At 53.3% G+C, this 15,165-nt stretch carries 14 protein-coding genes; 5 read left to right on the forward strand and 9 right to left on the reverse strand.

Translation table 11 applies throughout. The features are described 5' to 3' along the window. Window positions 1–34: 34 nt before the first annotated feature. Together xseA and BBW69_RS02380 are read left to right on the forward strand one after the other, a co-directional pair. A complete protein-coding gene (gene xseA, locus BBW69_RS02375; protein WP_188210273.1) occupies window positions 35–1,390 on the forward strand; it encodes an exodeoxyribonuclease VII large subunit in 1,356 nt (451 codons plus the stop codon). Between the two features lie 49 nt (window positions 1,391–1,439). After that, window positions 1,440–2,981 (forward strand): OFA family MFS transporter, encoded by a 1,542-nt coding sequence (locus BBW69_RS02380; protein WP_188210274.1) that lies wholly within the window; start codon window positions 1,440–1,442, stop codon window positions 2,979–2,981. Between the two features lie 56 nt (window positions 2,982–3,037). Here BBW69_RS02380 and BBW69_RS02385 read toward each other — a convergent pair whose 3' ends face one another. Together BBW69_RS02385 and BBW69_RS02390 are read right to left on the reverse strand one after the other, a co-directional pair. Next, the gene (locus BBW69_RS02385) at window positions 3,038–3,451 is read right to left on the reverse strand and encodes a hypothetical protein (protein WP_188210275.1); all 414 of its coding nucleotides are present in this window, start codon (window positions 3,449–3,451) and stop codon (window positions 3,038–3,040) included. 70 nt (window positions 3,452–3,521) lie between these two features. After that, window positions 3,522–4,571 carry a pseudouridine synthase gene (locus BBW69_RS02390; protein ID WP_003674599.1) on the reverse strand — a complete coding sequence of 350 codons (1,050 nt, stop codon included), beginning with the start codon at window positions 4,569–4,571 and terminating at the stop codon, window positions 3,522–3,524. 230 nt (window positions 4,572–4,801) lie between these two features. Between BBW69_RS02390 and pdxH the strand changes: the two genes are divergently transcribed. Next, window positions 4,802–5,434, forward strand: coding sequence for a pyridoxamine 5'-phosphate oxidase (gene pdxH, locus BBW69_RS02395; RefSeq protein WP_101125158.1), 633 nt, complete (start codon window positions 4,802–4,804; stop codon window positions 5,432–5,434). A gap of 130 nt (window positions 5,435–5,564) precedes the next feature. On the opposite strand, the gene BBW69_RS02400 is transcribed toward pdxH, so the two are convergent. The 5 genes from BBW69_RS02400 to gatC form a co-directional block, all read right to left on the reverse strand. After that, window positions 5,565–6,575, reverse strand: coding sequence for a 2Fe-2S iron-sulfur cluster-binding protein (locus BBW69_RS02400; protein ID WP_188210276.1), 1,011 nt, complete (start codon window positions 6,573–6,575; stop codon window positions 5,565–5,567). A 106-nt stretch (window positions 6,576–6,681) separates the two neighbouring features. Further along, window positions 6,682–8,112, reverse strand: a complete 1,431-nt coding sequence (gene gatB / locus BBW69_RS02405) for an Asp-tRNA(Asn)/Glu-tRNA(Gln) amidotransferase subunit GatB (RefSeq protein WP_188210277.1) — start codon at window positions 8,110–8,112, stop codon at window positions 6,682–6,684. 12 nt (window positions 8,113–8,124) lie between these two features. Next, complete coding sequence (locus tag BBW69_RS02410) at window positions 8,125–8,994, reverse strand: DUF535 family protein (RefSeq protein ID WP_188210278.1); 870 nt, start codon at window positions 8,992–8,994, stop codon at window positions 8,125–8,127. A gap of 132 nt (window positions 8,995–9,126) precedes the next feature. Continuing rightward, window positions 9,127–10,572, reverse strand: coding sequence for an Asp-tRNA(Asn)/Glu-tRNA(Gln) amidotransferase subunit GatA (gatA, locus tag BBW69_RS02415; RefSeq protein WP_188210279.1), 1,446 nt, complete (start codon window positions 10,570–10,572; stop codon window positions 9,127–9,129). Between the two features lie 62 nt (window positions 10,573–10,634). Further along, the gene (gene gatC / locus BBW69_RS02420; RefSeq protein WP_003674613.1) at window positions 10,635–10,925 is read right to left on the reverse strand and encodes an Asp-tRNA(Asn)/Glu-tRNA(Gln) amidotransferase subunit GatC; all 291 of its coding nucleotides are present in this window, start codon (window positions 10,923–10,925) and stop codon (window positions 10,635–10,637) included. 151 nt (window positions 10,926–11,076) lie between these two features. Between gatC and BBW69_RS02425 the strand changes: the two genes are divergently transcribed. Further along, the gene (locus BBW69_RS02425; protein WP_107859119.1) at window positions 11,077–11,730 is read left to right on the forward strand and encodes a MarC family protein; all 654 of its coding nucleotides are present in this window, start codon (window positions 11,077–11,079) and stop codon (window positions 11,728–11,730) included. A 4-nt stretch (window positions 11,731–11,734) separates the two neighbouring features. Beyond that, window positions 11,735–13,078 carry an aldehyde dehydrogenase family protein gene (locus BBW69_RS02430; protein WP_188210280.1) on the forward strand — a complete coding sequence of 448 codons (1,344 nt, stop codon included), beginning with the start codon at window positions 11,735–11,737 and terminating at the stop codon, window positions 13,076–13,078. Window positions 13,079–13,126: 48 nt separating this feature from the next. On the opposite strand, the gene BBW69_RS02435 is transcribed toward BBW69_RS02430, so the two are convergent. Both BBW69_RS02435 and BBW69_RS02440 read right to left on the reverse strand, forming a co-directional pair. After that, window positions 13,127–13,558: a DUF4124 domain-containing protein gene (locus BBW69_RS02435; RefSeq protein WP_188210281.1), complete on the reverse strand. Its 432-nt coding sequence runs from the start codon at window positions 13,556–13,558 to the stop codon at window positions 13,127–13,129. Between the two features lie 347 nt (window positions 13,559–13,905). Then, window positions 13,906–15,162 carry an RsmB/NOP family class I SAM-dependent RNA methyltransferase gene (locus BBW69_RS02440; protein WP_188210310.1) on the reverse strand — a complete coding sequence of 419 codons (1,257 nt, stop codon included), beginning with the start codon at window positions 15,160–15,162 and terminating at the stop codon, window positions 13,906–13,908. Between the last annotated feature and the right edge of the window lie 3 nt (window positions 15,163–15,165).

The following is a 15,165-nucleotide window of genomic DNA, read 5'->3' on the forward strand; positions in this document are numbered from 1 at the left end:
ATATATTCATATTTTTTACTATTTGATTGATTCGATGTCTGATTTTCTTCATTCTGACGTGTTGTCCGTTTCCGAGTTGAACGCATTTGCCAAAAGTCTTTTGGAAAACCACCTTGCCGGTTTGTGGATTGCCGGCGAGGTATCCAACCTAACCCGTGCTGCCAGCGGACATTATTATTTTTCGCTCAAAGACAGCCGCGCGCAGGTGCGTTGCGCGATGTTCAAAGGTGCGGCGGCGCGTTTGGCGAAGCCTTTGAAAGAAGGCGACCATATCGAAGTATCAGGAAAAATCAGTATTTATGAAGCGCGGGGCGAATTTCAAATTACCGTAAACGAAGTACGGCTCAAAGGTTTGGGGCAGCTTTACGAAGCCTATGAGCGGTTGAAGGCGCAGTTGCAGGCGGAAGGTGCGTTTGCGGCGGAACGCAAAAAACCGTTGCCTGCCCGCCCTCAATGTATCGGCATCGTAACCAGCCTGGCGGCGGCGGCTTTGCGCGATGTTGTAACCACCTTGAAACGCCGCGCGCCCGAAATCCCCGTTATCGTTTATCCGACACCCGTTCAAGGCACAGGCAGCGAGTTACAAATCGCACAAGCGATTAAAACCGCATCGCAACACGCCGAATGCGACGTGTTGATTGTCTGTCGCGGCGGCGGCAGCATTGAAGACTTGTGGGCATTTAATGAAGAACCGGTCGTACGCGCCATTGAAGCCTGCGCGATTCCGATCGTCAGCGGCGTAGGCCATGAAACCGATTTCACGCTTGCCGATTTTGTTGCCGACGTGCGCGCACCGACACCGACCGGTGCGGCAGAATTGGTCAGCCCCAACCGCCAAGAATCGCTACATCGTCTCGCCCAGGCGCAAGGCCGTCTGAAAACCGTTTTGGAACAACGCTATTTCGATGCCAGCCAAAAACTCGACTGGCTGGCGCGGCAAATCCGTCATCCGCGCCAAAAACTCGACGAACAGCGCACCTACATCCACAAACTGGCGCAAACCCTGTCCTACTCGATGACGCAAAACCTCCGCGCCCACACTGCCCGTTTCGAACGCCAAACACAAGCCCTGCAACATTGCCGTCCTAATGTTTCCGTTTACCGGCAAGACATCGACCGCTTTCAGACGGCCCTGTCGCACGCCTTCCGCCAGCTGCTCGCCCGTCGCCGCCAAAGTTTGGCTGCCCAAGCTTCCCTGCTTGAAGCCGTTTCGCCGCAGCACATTCTGGAACGCGGCTTCTCCGTCGTCAAAAATACACGCGGACAAGTCATCCGTAACGCCGATGTTTTGAAACAGGGGCAGAAGCTGCACATTACCTTCGCCGACGGAGAAACCGACGTGCGCGTAACCAAAGAACAAGGGCAGCAGGACTTGTTCGACTTCGCCTGAACCGTTTATTTTAGTTTTCACCGTGTTTTACTGACAGAAAGAGGATGTTATGAAGTTTTTAGACCGTGAGGCAAGCATTGCCAAGCCGGGTTTCAACCGCTGGCTCGTGCCGCCCGCAGCATTGGCGGTGCACCTTGCCATTGGGCAGATTTACGCCTATTCCGTATTCAACGCGCCACTGACCAAACTTATCGGTATAACCGAATCGGCGGCCGGAGATTGGAAGCTGACGACCGTAGGTTGGATTTTCAGTATCGCACTCGCGATGCTGGGTGCGTCGGCCGCCCTGTTCGGCACATGGATGGAACGGGTAGGGCCGCGCAAAGCCATATTTGCCGCCGCCTGCTGCTTCAGCCTGGGCTTCTTCGTATCCGCATTCGGCGTGAGTACGCACAACCTCTTCCTGCTTTATTTGGGCAACGGCGTCATCGGCGGCATAGGCTTGGGTTTGGGCTACATCGGGCCGGTTTCCACATTGATGAAATGGTTTCCCGACAAGCCGGGTATGGCGACCGGTTTGGCGATTATGGGTTTCGGCGGCGGCGCAATGCTGGCCTCTCCGCTTTCCGTATCACTGATGAACGCCTTTTCAAACGCCACTTCAGTCGGGGTTGTTGAAACCTTTGCCGTATTGGGCCTGCTTTACCTCGCACTGATGATGTTCGGCGCGTTTACCATCCGCGTACCTGCCGACGGCTGGAAACCTGAAGGCTATACCGCGCCGAAAACGCAAAACAAGCTGGTCAGCAGCAATCATGTCAACGTGTCCCAAGCCATGAAAACGCCGCAATTTTGGCTGTTGTTCTGGGTATTGTGCCTGAACGTAACTGCCGGCATCGGCGTATTGGGTCAGGCATCCGTGATGATTCAGGAACTCTTTTCCGAAACCTCCGTAGGCAGGCAGGCGGCAGTCGGCGCAGGTGCGGCGGCAGGCTTCGTCAGCCTCCTTAGCCTGTTTAACATGGGCGGACGCTTTTTATGGTCGAGCGTTTCCGACAAAATCGGACGCAAAAACACCTACACCATCTTCTTCGTACTTGGTTCGCTGCTGTATTTCGCCGTTCCCTCCATCGGCGAGGGTGGCAGCAAAGCCCTGTTCATCATCGGCTTTTGCGTGATTATTTCCATGTACGGCGGCGGATTTGCCGCCATTCCCGCCTACCTGAAAGACCTGTTCGGCACCTATCAGGTCGGCGCGATTCACGGGCGCATCCTGCTGGCCTGGTCAACCGCCGCCGTCATTGGCCCGGTATTGGTCAATTACATACGCCAAAGCCAAATCGACAGCGGCATACCGGCGGCACAGGCATACAGCGTAACCATGTACATCATGGCAGGCCTGCTGATTATCGGTTTGTTGTGCAACCTCGCCGTTAAATCCGTACACGAAAAACACCACGAAAAAGACATCAAGACAGCCGCACACAGCGGCAACCCCGATGACGAAACCGCCATATCCGACGCTTACCTTGTGGGCGAAAAAGTTTCCGGCGGCGGCATATCGGTCTGGTGGCGTTGGGCATTGGCCGTCATACCGCTCACCTACGGCGTGGTGATGGTCTTTGTCAAAGCACTCGACCTTTTCTCCTGAAAACGCCCGAATAAAATGCCGTCTGAAACAGCAGATGTTTCAGACGGCATTTTGTTTCAGGTCGGGTTGTCTTGGTTGGGAAGGGAATGTACCGTGTTGTCGGTGATGCCGTCTGCGTTTTGGCTTTCTTGGGGGATCTGGGGTTTGAGGAGGCGGAACAGTGCTTGTCGGACGGCGGTTTCGATGCGCTTGCGTACGGATAGGAGGATGAGGAAAATCAGGATGAATAGGGCGGTAAAGATGAAGAGGCCGTACAGATAGCTGCCCAGCAGTTGTCCGATAAGCAGGGAAAGGCTGAGCAAGGCGAGGATAAGGGTGAAAATGCCGGTCAGTCCGGCAGTCAGCCAAAACAGTATGGTCGCGGCCCGTTCGGCGGTTTTGCGGGCAAGTGCTTCCTGTTTTTCGTGAACCATGCCGGTAATGGGGTTGACGGCGTAGGTTTTGATTTTGTGCTTGAGGTAGTCGAACACGGGGCATCCTTGGCATTATGGGGAAATTATGCCGTCTGAAGGTGTGGCGTTTCAGACGGCATTTTTACTTTCAGGCTTTTTTGCGGCGGCGTTCGCCCGGCAGCAGCATGTCCGCCCATTTGATGATGTTGGCGACTTCGGCGGGGTTGAGTTCGTAGAACTGTCCGCGTTTGAGGCGGTTGGGCAGTCCGATGGGGCCGAAGCCGACGCGCACGAGGCGGCTGACGGTGAGGCCTTGGCTTTCGAATATGCGGCGCACTTCGCGGTTGCGGCCTTCTTTAATTACGACGTTGTACCATTTGTTCGCACCTTCGCCACCTTGTTCGTAGATGCGTTCGACTTTTGCCAAGCCGTCTTCGAGCATCACACCTTCTTCGGTGAGGCTGCGCATTTGTTCGGTGGTCAGCCCGCCCAGTACGCGCACGGCGTATTCGCGTTCAACTTCGAAGCTGGGGTGGGCGAAACGTTGGACGAGTTCGCCGGAGGTGGTGAGGATGAGCAGGCCGCTGGTGTTGATATCCAAGCGTCCGATGGCGACCCAGCGGCTGCTGGCGGCCTGCGGCAGACGGTCGAAAATGCTGACGCGGCCTTGCGGATCGTCGCGGGAAACGATTTCGCCTTCTTGTTTGTAATACAGGATGATGCGCGGCAGGCGGTCCGCCCATTTGAGCTTGATGATGCTGCCTTTGACGGTAACGTGGTCGTCGGGGGTGACTTTGTCGCCCAGTTGCGCGGTTTTGCCGTTGACGGTTACCCAGCCGTTGTTAATCCACTCTTCCATTTCGCGGCGTGAGCCGACGCCGGACGCGGCAAGCACTTTTTGCAGGCGTTCGGGTTCCATGCGCGACAGGTCGCTGCGGCGTTCTTTCAAATCGCGCGCGTGTTCCATAATTTTTTGGTTGGGATTGCGGACGACGAGTTTTCTGGCTTTGGCAGCACGCTGTTTGGGGGCGTTTTGCGGCTTGATGCCGTCTGTAGCTTTTTGTCCGTAAGGTTGGGATGCGGTTTTGCCCGTTTCGTCTTTGGGACGGGCTTTGCTTTTGAAAGGTTTGGCGGTTTTCTTGGCAGACGGGGCTGCGCCGTCTCGCCATTGGCGTTTGCTGGTGGGCTGTTTGGACATAATTTTTCCTAACTCGCCTGATAAGGCGGTTCTTCTGCGGCGTGTGCGGCAGGACGGGTTGATAAAATGCCGTCCTCAGTCGGACGGTTCGATATTGTACCTTATGCGGCGTGTTTGTGGATGAAATCGTTGTGTCCTGAGGTTTGGAGAAGCGGGATAAAGTTTGTGCAACGGTTGAAATCGGTTTATGTGCGGGAGTAGAATCTTTCAAATGATAAGAGGAGCGGTAAATGGATTTGCACAATATTCGGGAAGATTACAGCAAACGGGAATTGTCGGAAGGCGATTGCGCCGACAATCCGATCGAGCAGTTTGAGCGGTGGTTGGACGAGGCGGTACGTGCACAGGTCAACGAGCCGACGGCGGTCAATGTGGCAGCGGTCGACGGATGCGGCAGACCCAATAGCCGTATGGTGCTGCTGAAGGAAGTTAATTCTGAAGGTTTTGTTTTCTTTACGAATTATCACAGCCGCAAGGGGCGTTCGCTGGATGCTCATCCATTTGCGGCGATGACGTTTTTTTGGCCGGAGCTGGAGCGTCAGGTGCGCGTGGAAGGGCGTGTTGAAAGGCTGGCGGAGAAGTTGTCGGACGAATATTTTGAGAGCCGCCCGTATCAGAGCCGTTTGGGTGCGTGGGCAAGCGCGCAGAGCGAGGTTATTCCGAACAAGGCAGTATTGGTGGCAAAGGCGGCGGCGGTCGGACTCAAACATCCTTTGCATGTGCCGCGTCCGCCGCATTGGGGCGGCTATATTGTGATTCCCGATTTGCTTGAGTTCTGGCAGGGCAGGCCGAGCAGGCTGCACGACCGCATCCAATACCGTTTGCTGGACGGCGGCTGGATACGCGAGCGGCTGTCGCCTTGAATAGGAAAAAAACATATGCCGTCTGAAAACCGGAATCAGGTTTCAGACGGCATTTTTTCACGGGGAAAATACGGACGGGAAGTTTTTTGTGTTCCGAACGGAAAGCCCGAATCTTCTTTATACCGGGGAATTATGATGAGGACGGCGTGAATGCGTCGGAGAAAAACAAGTTTTCCGGCAGCTTATGCTGTTGCACAAACAGATTCTTTGCTTGTTCGGTCATAGCCGGAGAGCCGCAGGCAAACACTTCGTATTCCGACAGGTCGGGGTAGTCTTGTGCCGCGATGTCTTGTACGTGCCCTTTTCTTCCCTGCCAGCCCTCTTCGGGGCGGGACAATACGGGGGTGAAGCAGGCGTTTTTCAGACGGCATGCCAACCCTTGTGCTTCTTTGAGGGCATACAAATCATCTTGATGACGCGCGCCCCAGTAGAAATGGACGGCGCGGCTGCTGTTTTGGCGGATAAGGTCGAGCAGGATGCTGCGGATGGGGGCGTAGCCTGTGCCGGTTGCCAGCAGGATAACGGGTTTGCCGCTGTCTTCCTGCAAGGTAAACGAACCGAGCGGGCCTTTAACGCGGACGATGCCTTTTTCTTTGACTTTGGGTTCGCTGCCGAAAATCATTTCCGAGCAGACACCGTTTTCGCGCCTGCGGATGTGCAGTTCCAAAATGCCTTCTTGGTCGGGCGAATTGGCGATGGAGTAGCTGCGGCTGACGTTGCCCGGCAGCAGTAAATCAATGTATTGCCCGGCGTAGAAGGCAAACGGCGGGGCTTTGGGCAGGGCAAGTTTCAAGAGGGCGACATCGTGTTTGAAAACCATACTTTCGATGCGTGCGGGCAGGGTGCGGACGGGTAGGGCATCGGCTTTGTAGCCGGGGATGTTGATGCTGATATCGCTTTGCGCAGTGGTGCAGCACATCAAAATCTTGCCTTGCGCTTTTTCTGCTTCGGATAAAGCCTGTTCGGAGTGTCCGCCCATTTGAATATCGCCGCTGACCAGTTCGGCTTTGCATTGTCCGCAAACACCGCTTTTGCAGGAATGGGGCAGATTGAGGTTTTGACGGGCGGCAGCGGCCAAAACGGTTTCACCGTCGCCGGCGGCAAAGGTGGTTTGGTCGGGCAGTGTAATGGTGTGGTTCATGTCTTGGTATGGTTTGAGCAGATTAAGTTAAAAGGCCGTCTGAAAGCTTATTTCCTGTTTTACCTTCGTTGGAACTTTGCTTTCAGACGACCTGTGTGATAACGGATTAAGCCAGTTTGGCTTTAATCAGTTCTTGAACTTGTGCGGGATTCGCTTTGCCTTTGCTGGCCTTCATCACTTGCCCCACAATCGCATTCAGGGCTTTTTCGTTGCCGGATTTAAACTGTTCCACGGCTTTGGCGTTGTTGGCCAGCACTTCGTCCACCATGGCTTCAATCGCGCCGGTATCGGTCATCTGTTGCAAACCGTGTTTTTCAATGATTTCGGCAATGGTGGCTTCGGGTTCTGTCCACATGGCTTCAAAGGCTTTTTTCGCCAATTTGCTGCTTAATGTGCCGTCGGCGATTTTGCATACCAGCGCGGCGAGGCGCGGGGCGGTAATCGGGCTGTCGGCAAGTTCCATGCCTTCTTTGTTTAGCGTGGCGGCGAGTTCGCCGTTCATCCAGTTGGCAGTCAGCTTGCCTTGTCCGCTCTCTTTGGCAGCTTCTTCAAAATAGGCAGCCTGCACGCGGCTGGCGGTGAGCAGGCGCGCGTCGTAGTCGCTTACACCGTAGTCTGCTACGAAACGCGCTGCCATTTCTTTCGGCAGCTCGGGCATTTCTGCTTTGGCTTTTTGCAACCGGTCGTCTGAAATGATAACGGGCAACAAATCTGGGTCGGGGAAGTAGCGGTAGTCGTGCGCGTCTTCTTTCAAGCGCATCACGCGGGTTTCGCCTTTTTCGGGATCAAACAGCATGGTTGCCTGCTGTACTTTGCCGCCGTCTTCCAAAATCTCGATTTGCGCTTCCACTTCGTAATTAATCGCCTGCTCCAAGAAACGGAAGGAATTGAGGTTTTTAATCTCGCGGCGCGTGCCGAACTCTGCTTGGCCTTTCGGGCGAACGGATACGTTTGCATCGACGCGGAACGAACCTTCCGCCATATTGCCGTCGCAAATGTCCAGCCAGGTTACCAAGCTGTGTAAGGCTTTGGCGTAGGCAACGGCTTCGGCGGCGGAGCGCATTTCGGGTTCGGATACCACTTCCAACAGCGGCGTGCCGGCACGGTTCAGGTCGATACCGGTTGCACCGTTCAAGCCTTCATGCACGGACTTGCCTGCGTCTTCTTCCATGTGCGCACGGGTTACGTTGATGGTTTTCACATCGTCGCCAACTACGATTTCCAATTTGCCGTGTTCGACAATCGGTAAGTCCAACTGACTGATTTGATAGCCTTTTGGTAAGTCGGGATAGAAGTAGTTTTTACGGTCGAACACGTTTTTCTGATTGATTTTCGCATCTAAAGCCAAACCCAATTTGATGGCTTTTTCAACGACTTCCCGGTTCATTACCGGCAGTACGCCCGGCAGCGCGCACTCCACTACGCTGGCGTGCGCGTTGGGTTCTGCGCCGAATGCGGTCGATGCGCCGCTAAAGATTTTGGATTTGGTGTTCAATTGGACATGGATTTCCAAGCCGATTACGGTTTCCCAGGTCATGTTGAAGCTTTCTCAAACAAATTTCTGATTAATGGAATTCTCGATATCATCGAGCATTTGATGGCGTTTCCTATACATCGAACGTTTTTTGCTCTCTATTTCTGCTTCTGATTTCCTAGGGAAGCTTTGCGGAAGAGACCAATAACCGTTGCTTAGTTTTTGTCCTTGGACAGATTGCCAAAACTCATTGTAATTAATTAACACCCTTTTTTTTAATTTCCAGCGGATTTTAACATGATGTTCCTGTGAAATCCCAAGCAGGCTGTTAATCCCAAAACGTGCAGCCAGCAGTTGTAAAACAATGATCATGAATTGCTGCGGGCGCAGGCCGTGCATGGTTTTGGTTAAAGAGCGCACGATGTCTTTTGCGTCTTCACCGGCGGGGCCCTGTACCGAAGTAATGAGCAGCCCGTTGTCTTTTGTGAAAGTAAATGTCGACGTGTAAAGGCGTTTTCCTGACTCGTCCCTTAAGGAAACAGCCCAAAAACCTTCATTGCTGCAGAGGTCGTTGCGATTCAGCTGCAAGGTTAAATGATCGGTTATTTGGGCTAAAACATAAGGTTGTTCCTGGTTGAATTTCTCAATTACAGAAGAACCGAATAATTTCTCCGCCCTTGTCAAATCGGTGATTAATGCCTCCAAACGGTCTGATGCAAAGATAAACCTCTTGTCCAAGTAGGTATGTATCAATGGATAGCTTACTGCTGCAAACTTTTGGAAAAAAGTGCGCCAGCATGGGGAGGCATTGATGAAATTTTCAAATTGTTTAATTTGGGGAAGCGCGGCCAAGCAGCGTATTCTGAATTTTAAATGCTTAAATCCATAATACGAAGAGGTTGTAAATATTTCCTTAAAACCGGGAAAGGTATAGGGTGTCGTCATAGGTGTCCAACATAAGCATAATTGTTTACGGAGTATTACAGCGTGCAAGCGATATGCACGGTGTAAGAATTATTCCATATAACCTTTTCAAATTGTTTTGAATTCCGGAGGACGGAATTTTTTAAGATGATTTTATTTACAGGTTTTTTGATGCCAATCGCTGTTGAGTTGGATTTGGTGTGCCGCACCGAGTATTCGGGCTTCGGAGAAATAGTTGCCGATAAGCTGAACGCCGATGGGCAGTCCGCCGCCGCTGAAACCTGCAGGCAGGGTCAATGCGGGTAGTCCGGCGAGGTTGACGGCGATGGTGTAGATATCGCTCAAGTAGGTTTCAACCGGCGAAGAATCCGCTCCGATTTTGGGGGCTGCAGTGGGTGCGGTCGGCGCGAGGATGAGGTCGCACCGTGCAAATGCCGTCTGAAAATCATCGGCAACGAGGCGGCGCAGTTTTTGGGCTTTGAGATAGTAGGCATCGTAGTAGCCGTGCGACAGTACATAAGTGCCGATCATGATGCGGCGTTTGACTTCGTTGCCGAAACCTTCGGCACGGGTTTTGCCGTACATTTCTTCCAAATCGCTGAATTGGGCGGCACGGTGTCCGTAACGTACGCCGTCGTAACGTGAAAGGTTGGTGCTGGCTTCTGCGGAAGCGAGGACGTAGTAGGCGGGGATGGACAGCTTGGTTTGCGGCAGGGAAACTTCGACCAATTCCGCGCCTTGGGTTTTGAGGAGGTCGATGGTATGTTGCAATGCCGTCTGAACATCGGTGCTGTTGCCTTCGCTAAAGTATTCTTTGGGCAGGCCGATTTTCACGCCTTTGAGCGGTTTGTCCAAATCGCGGGTGTAGTCTTCTTTTTCGCGTTCGAGGCTGGTGGAGTCTTTGGGGTCGAAACCTGCCATCGCGTTTAACAGAATTGCGCAGTCTTCGGCAGTTTGCGCCATCGGGCCGGCTTGATCGAAGCTGGAGGCGTAGGCGACCATACCGAAGCGGGAAACCGTGCCGTAGGTAGGTTTGATACCGGTGATGCCACAGTGTGAAGCAGGCTGGCGGATAGAGCCGCCGGTGTCCGAACCGAGCGCTGCAGGGGCAAGGCGTGCGGCAACGACGGCTGCGGAACCGCCGGACGAGCCGCCGGGGACGTGCTCAAGATTCCACGGATTTTTAGTTGCGCCGTAGAACGAAGTTTCGTTGGTCGAACCCATGGCAAACTCGTCCATGTTGGTGCGGCCGAGCGTTACCATGCCTTCGTCGAGCAGGTTTTGGACGACGGTGGCTGTGTAGGGGGAGACGAAGTTGTCCAGCATTTTGGAGCTGCATGCGCTGCGCCAGCCGGTTTGGCAGAAAATATCCTTGTAGGCGACGGGTACGCCGGTAAGCGCGGAGGCGTTGCCCTGAGCGATACGTTCGTCTGCGGCACGGGCTTCTGCAAGGGTTTTATCTTGGTCGATGGTGATATAGCCGTTGAGGGCGGGATTTTTTTCGGCGATGGCGGCAAGGTATGCGCTTGCCAGTTCGACGGCGGAAATCTGTTTGGACTGCAACAGGACGCTTGCCTGTTTCAATGTGTATTGTGTCATAAATCTTCCATCCCTAAAGGGTTTCAGGCGGTATTTCTGATGCCGTCTGAAGCATATTCGGATTATTCTTCGATAACTTGCGGTACGATATACAGACGGTTGCGTACTTCCGGTGCGACCGCCTGATATTCGGCGGCGCGGTCGGTTTCGGTTACTTCGTCTTCACGCAGGCGCAGGGCGGCTTCGTAAGGGTGCGCCATCGGTTCGATGCCGTCTGTATTGATGTTTTGCATCTGTTCGACCATAGAGAAGATGTCGTTCAATTCCTGAAGAGACTTTTCTTTTTCTTCGGAACTCAGGTGCAGTCGGGAGAGTCGGGCGATTTTGTCTACGTCGGCAAGTGTCAGTGCCATGAAAAGAATCCTTGTCTGATGGCAAAGAAACCATCGTTCGGGTATGATGGGGTGTATTGTTCGAATGTTTAATTATAACGGAAAAATCTGTTGTAGCGGCAATTCGCGGCATAGAATGCCTGCCACACATGTGTGAAGACGGAGAAGAATTATGGGATTAGGTGTGGAAATCGGCAAGCTGATTGTGGCTTTTTTGGTGTTGATCAATCCTTTCAGCGCATTGTCGATTTATCTTGACCTGACTCATGGACACAGTACGAAGGAGCGCAGAAGGGTTGCGCGGACGGCTGCCATCGCCGTGTTTGCCGTGATTGCGGTATTTACGTTGACCGGCGGTATGTTGTTGAAGGTCTTGGGTATCAGTGTCGGTTCGTTTCAGGTCGGCGGCGGAATTTTGGTGTTGCTGATTGCCATTTCGATGATGAACGGCAATGATAATCCGGCAAAGAAAAATATCGGCGAACAGCGTGATGCGGAACATACCCATGTCGGACGCAATGCCAAGGCGATTGCCGTCGTGCCCATCGCCATACCGATTACCATCGGTCCGGGCGGTATTTCAACCGTGATTATTTATGCGTCGGCGGCTAAAACATACGGCGATATCGCGCTAATCATTGCCGCAGGTTTTTTGGTCAGTGCCATCTGTTACGGCATTTTGATCGTCGCAGGCAAAATCAGCAGGTGGATGGGGGTGACGGGGCTGACGATTTTAAACCGTATTATGGGTATGATGCTGGCGGCGGTATCGGTGGAGATTATTGTGTCGGGACTGAAAACGATATTCCCGCAACTGGCAGGTTAATCAGATGTTTCACAGTGTTAATGTATTTACAGGAGAAACGCTTTACAGCCGCCCCGCTCAAGATTATGCGGAGTTTGAACGGCAACTGGCGGATTTGAAAATGCGCGGCAGGGCGTTTGCACAATTGGGCGTAACCGAACGTGCCGCGCGTCTGAGGCGGTTTGCCGACCGTTTGGAGGAGGAGAAAGAGCGTTTTGCGGAAATGGTGTGCGAGGAAGTCGGCCGCAGCCTGCACGAATGCCGCGCGGAAATCGGCAAGTCTATCGAGCTGATACGTTATTACGCCCGCCTTGCCCCCGAACTGCTCGCCCACAAAACCATTGCGACGCAGGCGAGCCTGAGTCAGGTAAGGTTTGAGCCTTTGGGCGTCGTGTTTGCCGTCATGCCGTGGAATTACCCCGTCTGGCAGGTATTGCGCTTTGCCGTGCCTGCCGTTTGCGCGGGCAATGCATGCGCCGTTAAACCCGCACCCAGCGTGGCGCGCGTCAGTCAGGCATTGTTCGATTTGGTTTCAGACGGCATTCCTTTGGCAGGCGCGTGGCTGGATGAGGCGGACACGCTTAAGGCAGTCGAAGATACCGATGCGATGGCGTTTACCGGTTCGACGGATACGGGGCGCATCCTTGCGGCACACGCGGGCGCAAACCTCAAGAAAACCGTGTTGGAGCTCGGCGGCAGCAACGCCTTTATCGTTATGCCCGATGCCGATTTGGCGCGTGCGGCCGCAGAAGCCTGTTATTCCCGTTTCCGCGATGCGGGGCAATCGTGTAACGCCGCCAAGCGCATCATCGTAACCGAAGCCGCAGCCGATCGTTTTATCCCGCTGTTTCTTGCCGAATGTGCCAAATTGAAAATGGGCGACCCCAAACATCCCGATACCACGCTTGCACCGCTGCACCGCGAAGATTTGCGGAACCGGGTTCACGGGCAGGTCGAAGACGCCGTTTCAAACGGCGCGGTGTGCCTGACCGGAGGCAAAGTTCCACAGGGGCCGGGATGGTTCTACCCCGCGACTGTTTTAGACAGAGTAAATCCTGCCTGCCGGGTTTGGCATGAAGAAGTATTCGGGCCGGCCGCCCTGATTTTGCGTGCTGCAAACGAAGATCATGCCATCGCCCTTGCCAATGATTCCCCGTTCGGGCTAGGTGCCTGTATTTATACCGCCGATACTGACCGAGCATGGCACTTTGCCGAGAAAATACAGGCGGGATCGGTGTTTATCAACCGCCATACCAGCAGCGATTTGCGCCTGCCTTTCGGAGGGGTTAAAGATTCCGGTTACGGGCGTGAATTGTCCGAATTTGGGCTGTACGAGTTCGTCAACGTTAAAACCTATTGGCAGAAATAAACAAACCCCGTGCCGTTTCAGACGGCATGGGGTTTTTGATGAGGCTGCTCAACGGCAGTATTTGTCCACATCGTTATTGTATTTCCGAATCAAATCATCCTTGTTTTTTGCATTCGAACTCCCTACCGATTTCAGGTTCATTTTTGAAATCCTGCAGTTTTCTTCTTTGTTTTGCCGCTCGAATTCGGCAACTTTTTTCTTTTCTTCCTCGATCTGCCTGTTTTTCTCGGCGATATCTTTTTCTTGTTCTTTCATGTCGGCAGAAATTTTTTCGGCAGCAGGTTTGACCGGCTTGGCTGCCGGCCTGGTCTGACGCGTCCTCAGGTTTACGATTTGGCTTTGGTCGGGATGGAGTTGTTTCGGCACATCCGAATAACTGTTGCCCCCTCCGTCTTTCCAGGTAAAGACGGCGGCTTCGGCAGGCGGTATGAGCAGGAAAGAGGCGAGGGTAAACATGATGACGGATAAAGAAAAGTTCATCGGGGTTTCCTTAAGGGTTGACTGCCGGGGCAGAATCAGGATTGGTCTGGCGGTGTCTTTTCCGGGTTGGGTGGAAGTAAGGAAGGAACCTCACCTTATGTTTTGTATATTGAAATACAATGTATTCCCATAAATATCATTTGAATATGATTATGCTACCGTATATTTCGACAAAGAAAAAGAAAATTGCAGGATAGTGCGCATAGGAATCGTCTTGATGAGCATGATTCTGTCTTTGACCTGAATCGGTCGGATGTAAGTTGTCTGCAGTATTTGGTATCTTAATTTACGGGATGCCGTCTGAACGATTTTAAGAGGGTTTCAGACGGCATTTTGTTTAAACCGGTTTATTTGCGTTGCAATATAGCGGCAAAGAAGCCGTCGGTTTGGTGTTCTCCGGAGTTGAGGCGCAGGTATTTTCCGGTATCCAAATCGACCTTCAGGCTTTGCAGCAGTTCGGCGCAGTTGACGAGTTCAAATTCGGGATGTTCGGACAGGAAACGTTCAACTTGCAGTTCGTTTTCTTCCGGCAACACGCTGCAGGTGGCGTACACCAAGCGGCCTTGCGGTTTCACCAGTTTGGAGGCGGCATCGAGGATGCTGTGTTGCTGTGCTAAAAGGTTGGCCACGGTCTCGGCGGATTGGCGGTATTTGAGGTCGGGATTACGGCGTAAAGTACCCAAACCGGAGCAGGGTGCGTCCACCAATACACGGTCGGCTTTGCCTGCCAGTCGGGCGATACGGGTATCGTGTTCGCTGCTGATGCGTTCGGGGTGAATATTGGTCAGTCCGGCGCGGGTCATGCGCGGTTTGAGGTTGGCAAGGCGTTTTTCGGCGATGTCGAAGGCGTAGATTCTGCCTTTGTTGGCCATTTGCGCGCCGACAGCCAAGGTTTTACCGCCGGCGCCGGCACAGAAATCGACAATGATTTCGCCGCGTTTTGCGCCCACCAGTAACGCAAGCAGCTGGCTGCCTTCGTCTTGAACTTCCAGTGTGCCGTCCAAAAACAGTTCGTGTTTGTTAAGCGCGATTTTGTTTTTCAGGCGGATACCCCAAGGCGAATAAGGCGTTGCCTCTGCATCGGCACTTTCGGCTTGCAACAGCGGCAGCACTTTATCGCGTTTGCTTTTCAAAGTATTGACGCGGATGTCGAGCGGGGCGGGTTGGTTGATGCTGCGGCCGAAGGCGAGGATTTCTTCTTCGCCCCAATGCTGTTGCAGCTGTTCCACCAGCCATTGCGGCAATTCTGCGGCGGTATTCAGGCCGTCTGAAAACTTGGTTTTACGGGCTTTCAAATTGCCGAGGAACTCTGTTTCTTCTTCATCAAGCAGGTCTTTGATTTGGCTGATGTTGGTACTTCTGCCGAGAACCAGTGCGGCGAGAGCGGCTTTGCGCGGCTGCGCGTGAGGGCGGCGCAGGGCAGTGCTGATTTTTTGATAGTGGCGCAATGCGGCAAAGGCAGTTTCGGCGATTTCGTGGCGGTCTTGGCGGCCGAGTTTTTTGTGTTCGCGGAAATAGGCGGAGAGGACGGCATCGGAAGGCTGTTTGAAAGTCAGCATTTCAGCCAAAACTTTGGCGGTATGGTCGAGTTGTGCGGCGTTCATAAT

The sequence above is a fragment of the Neisseria sp. RH3002v2f genome, assembly GCF_014596375.1.
Lineage (GTDB): Bacteria > Pseudomonadota > Gammaproteobacteria > Burkholderiales > Neisseriaceae > Neisseria > Neisseria cinerea.

Excerpts from the sequence above, each read along its gene's own strand:
- BBW69_RS02440 (WP_188210310.1), bottom strand. The coding sequence starts at position 15,162 with ATGAACGCCGCACAACTCGACCATACCGCCAAAGTTTTGGCTGAAATG.
- BBW69_RS02430 (WP_188210280.1), top strand. The coding sequence starts at position 11,735 with ATGTTTCACAGTGTTAATGTATTTACAGGAGAAACGCTTTACAGCCGC.
- BBW69_RS02435 (WP_188210281.1), bottom strand. The coding sequence starts at position 13,558 with ATGAACTTTTCTTTATCCGTCATCATGTTTACCCTCGCCTCTTTCCTG.
- BBW69_RS02425 (WP_107859119.1), top strand. The coding sequence starts at position 11,077 with ATGGGATTAGGTGTGGAAATCGGCAAGCTGATTGTGGCTTTTTTGGTG.
- BBW69_RS02400 (WP_188210276.1), bottom strand. The coding sequence starts at position 6,575 with ATGAACCACACCATTACACTGCCCGACCAAACCACCTTTGCCGCCGGC.
- BBW69_RS02410 (WP_188210278.1), bottom strand. The coding sequence starts at position 8,994 with ATGACGACACCCTATACCTTTCCCGGTTTTAAGGAAATATTTACAACC.
- gatA (WP_188210279.1), bottom strand. The coding sequence starts at position 10,572 with ATGACACAATACACATTGAAACAGGCAAGCGTCCTGTTGCAGTCCAAA.
- BBW69_RS02380 (WP_188210274.1), top strand. The coding sequence starts at position 1,440 with ATGAAGTTTTTAGACCGTGAGGCAAGCATTGCCAAGCCGGGTTTCAAC.
- gatC (WP_003674613.1), bottom strand. The coding sequence starts at position 10,925 with ATGGCACTGACACTTGCCGACGTAGACAAAATCGCCCGACTCTCCCGA.
- gatB (WP_188210277.1), bottom strand. The coding sequence starts at position 8,112 with ATGACCTGGGAAACCGTAATCGGCTTGGAAATCCATGTCCAATTGAAC.
- pdxH (WP_101125158.1), top strand. The coding sequence starts at position 4,802 with ATGGATTTGCACAATATTCGGGAAGATTACAGCAAACGGGAATTGTCG.
- xseA (WP_188210273.1), top strand. The coding sequence starts at position 35 with ATGTCTGATTTTCTTCATTCTGACGTGTTGTCCGTTTCCGAGTTGAAC.
- BBW69_RS02390 (WP_003674599.1), bottom strand. The coding sequence starts at position 4,571 with ATGTCCAAACAGCCCACCAGCAAACGCCAATGGCGAGACGGCGCAGCC.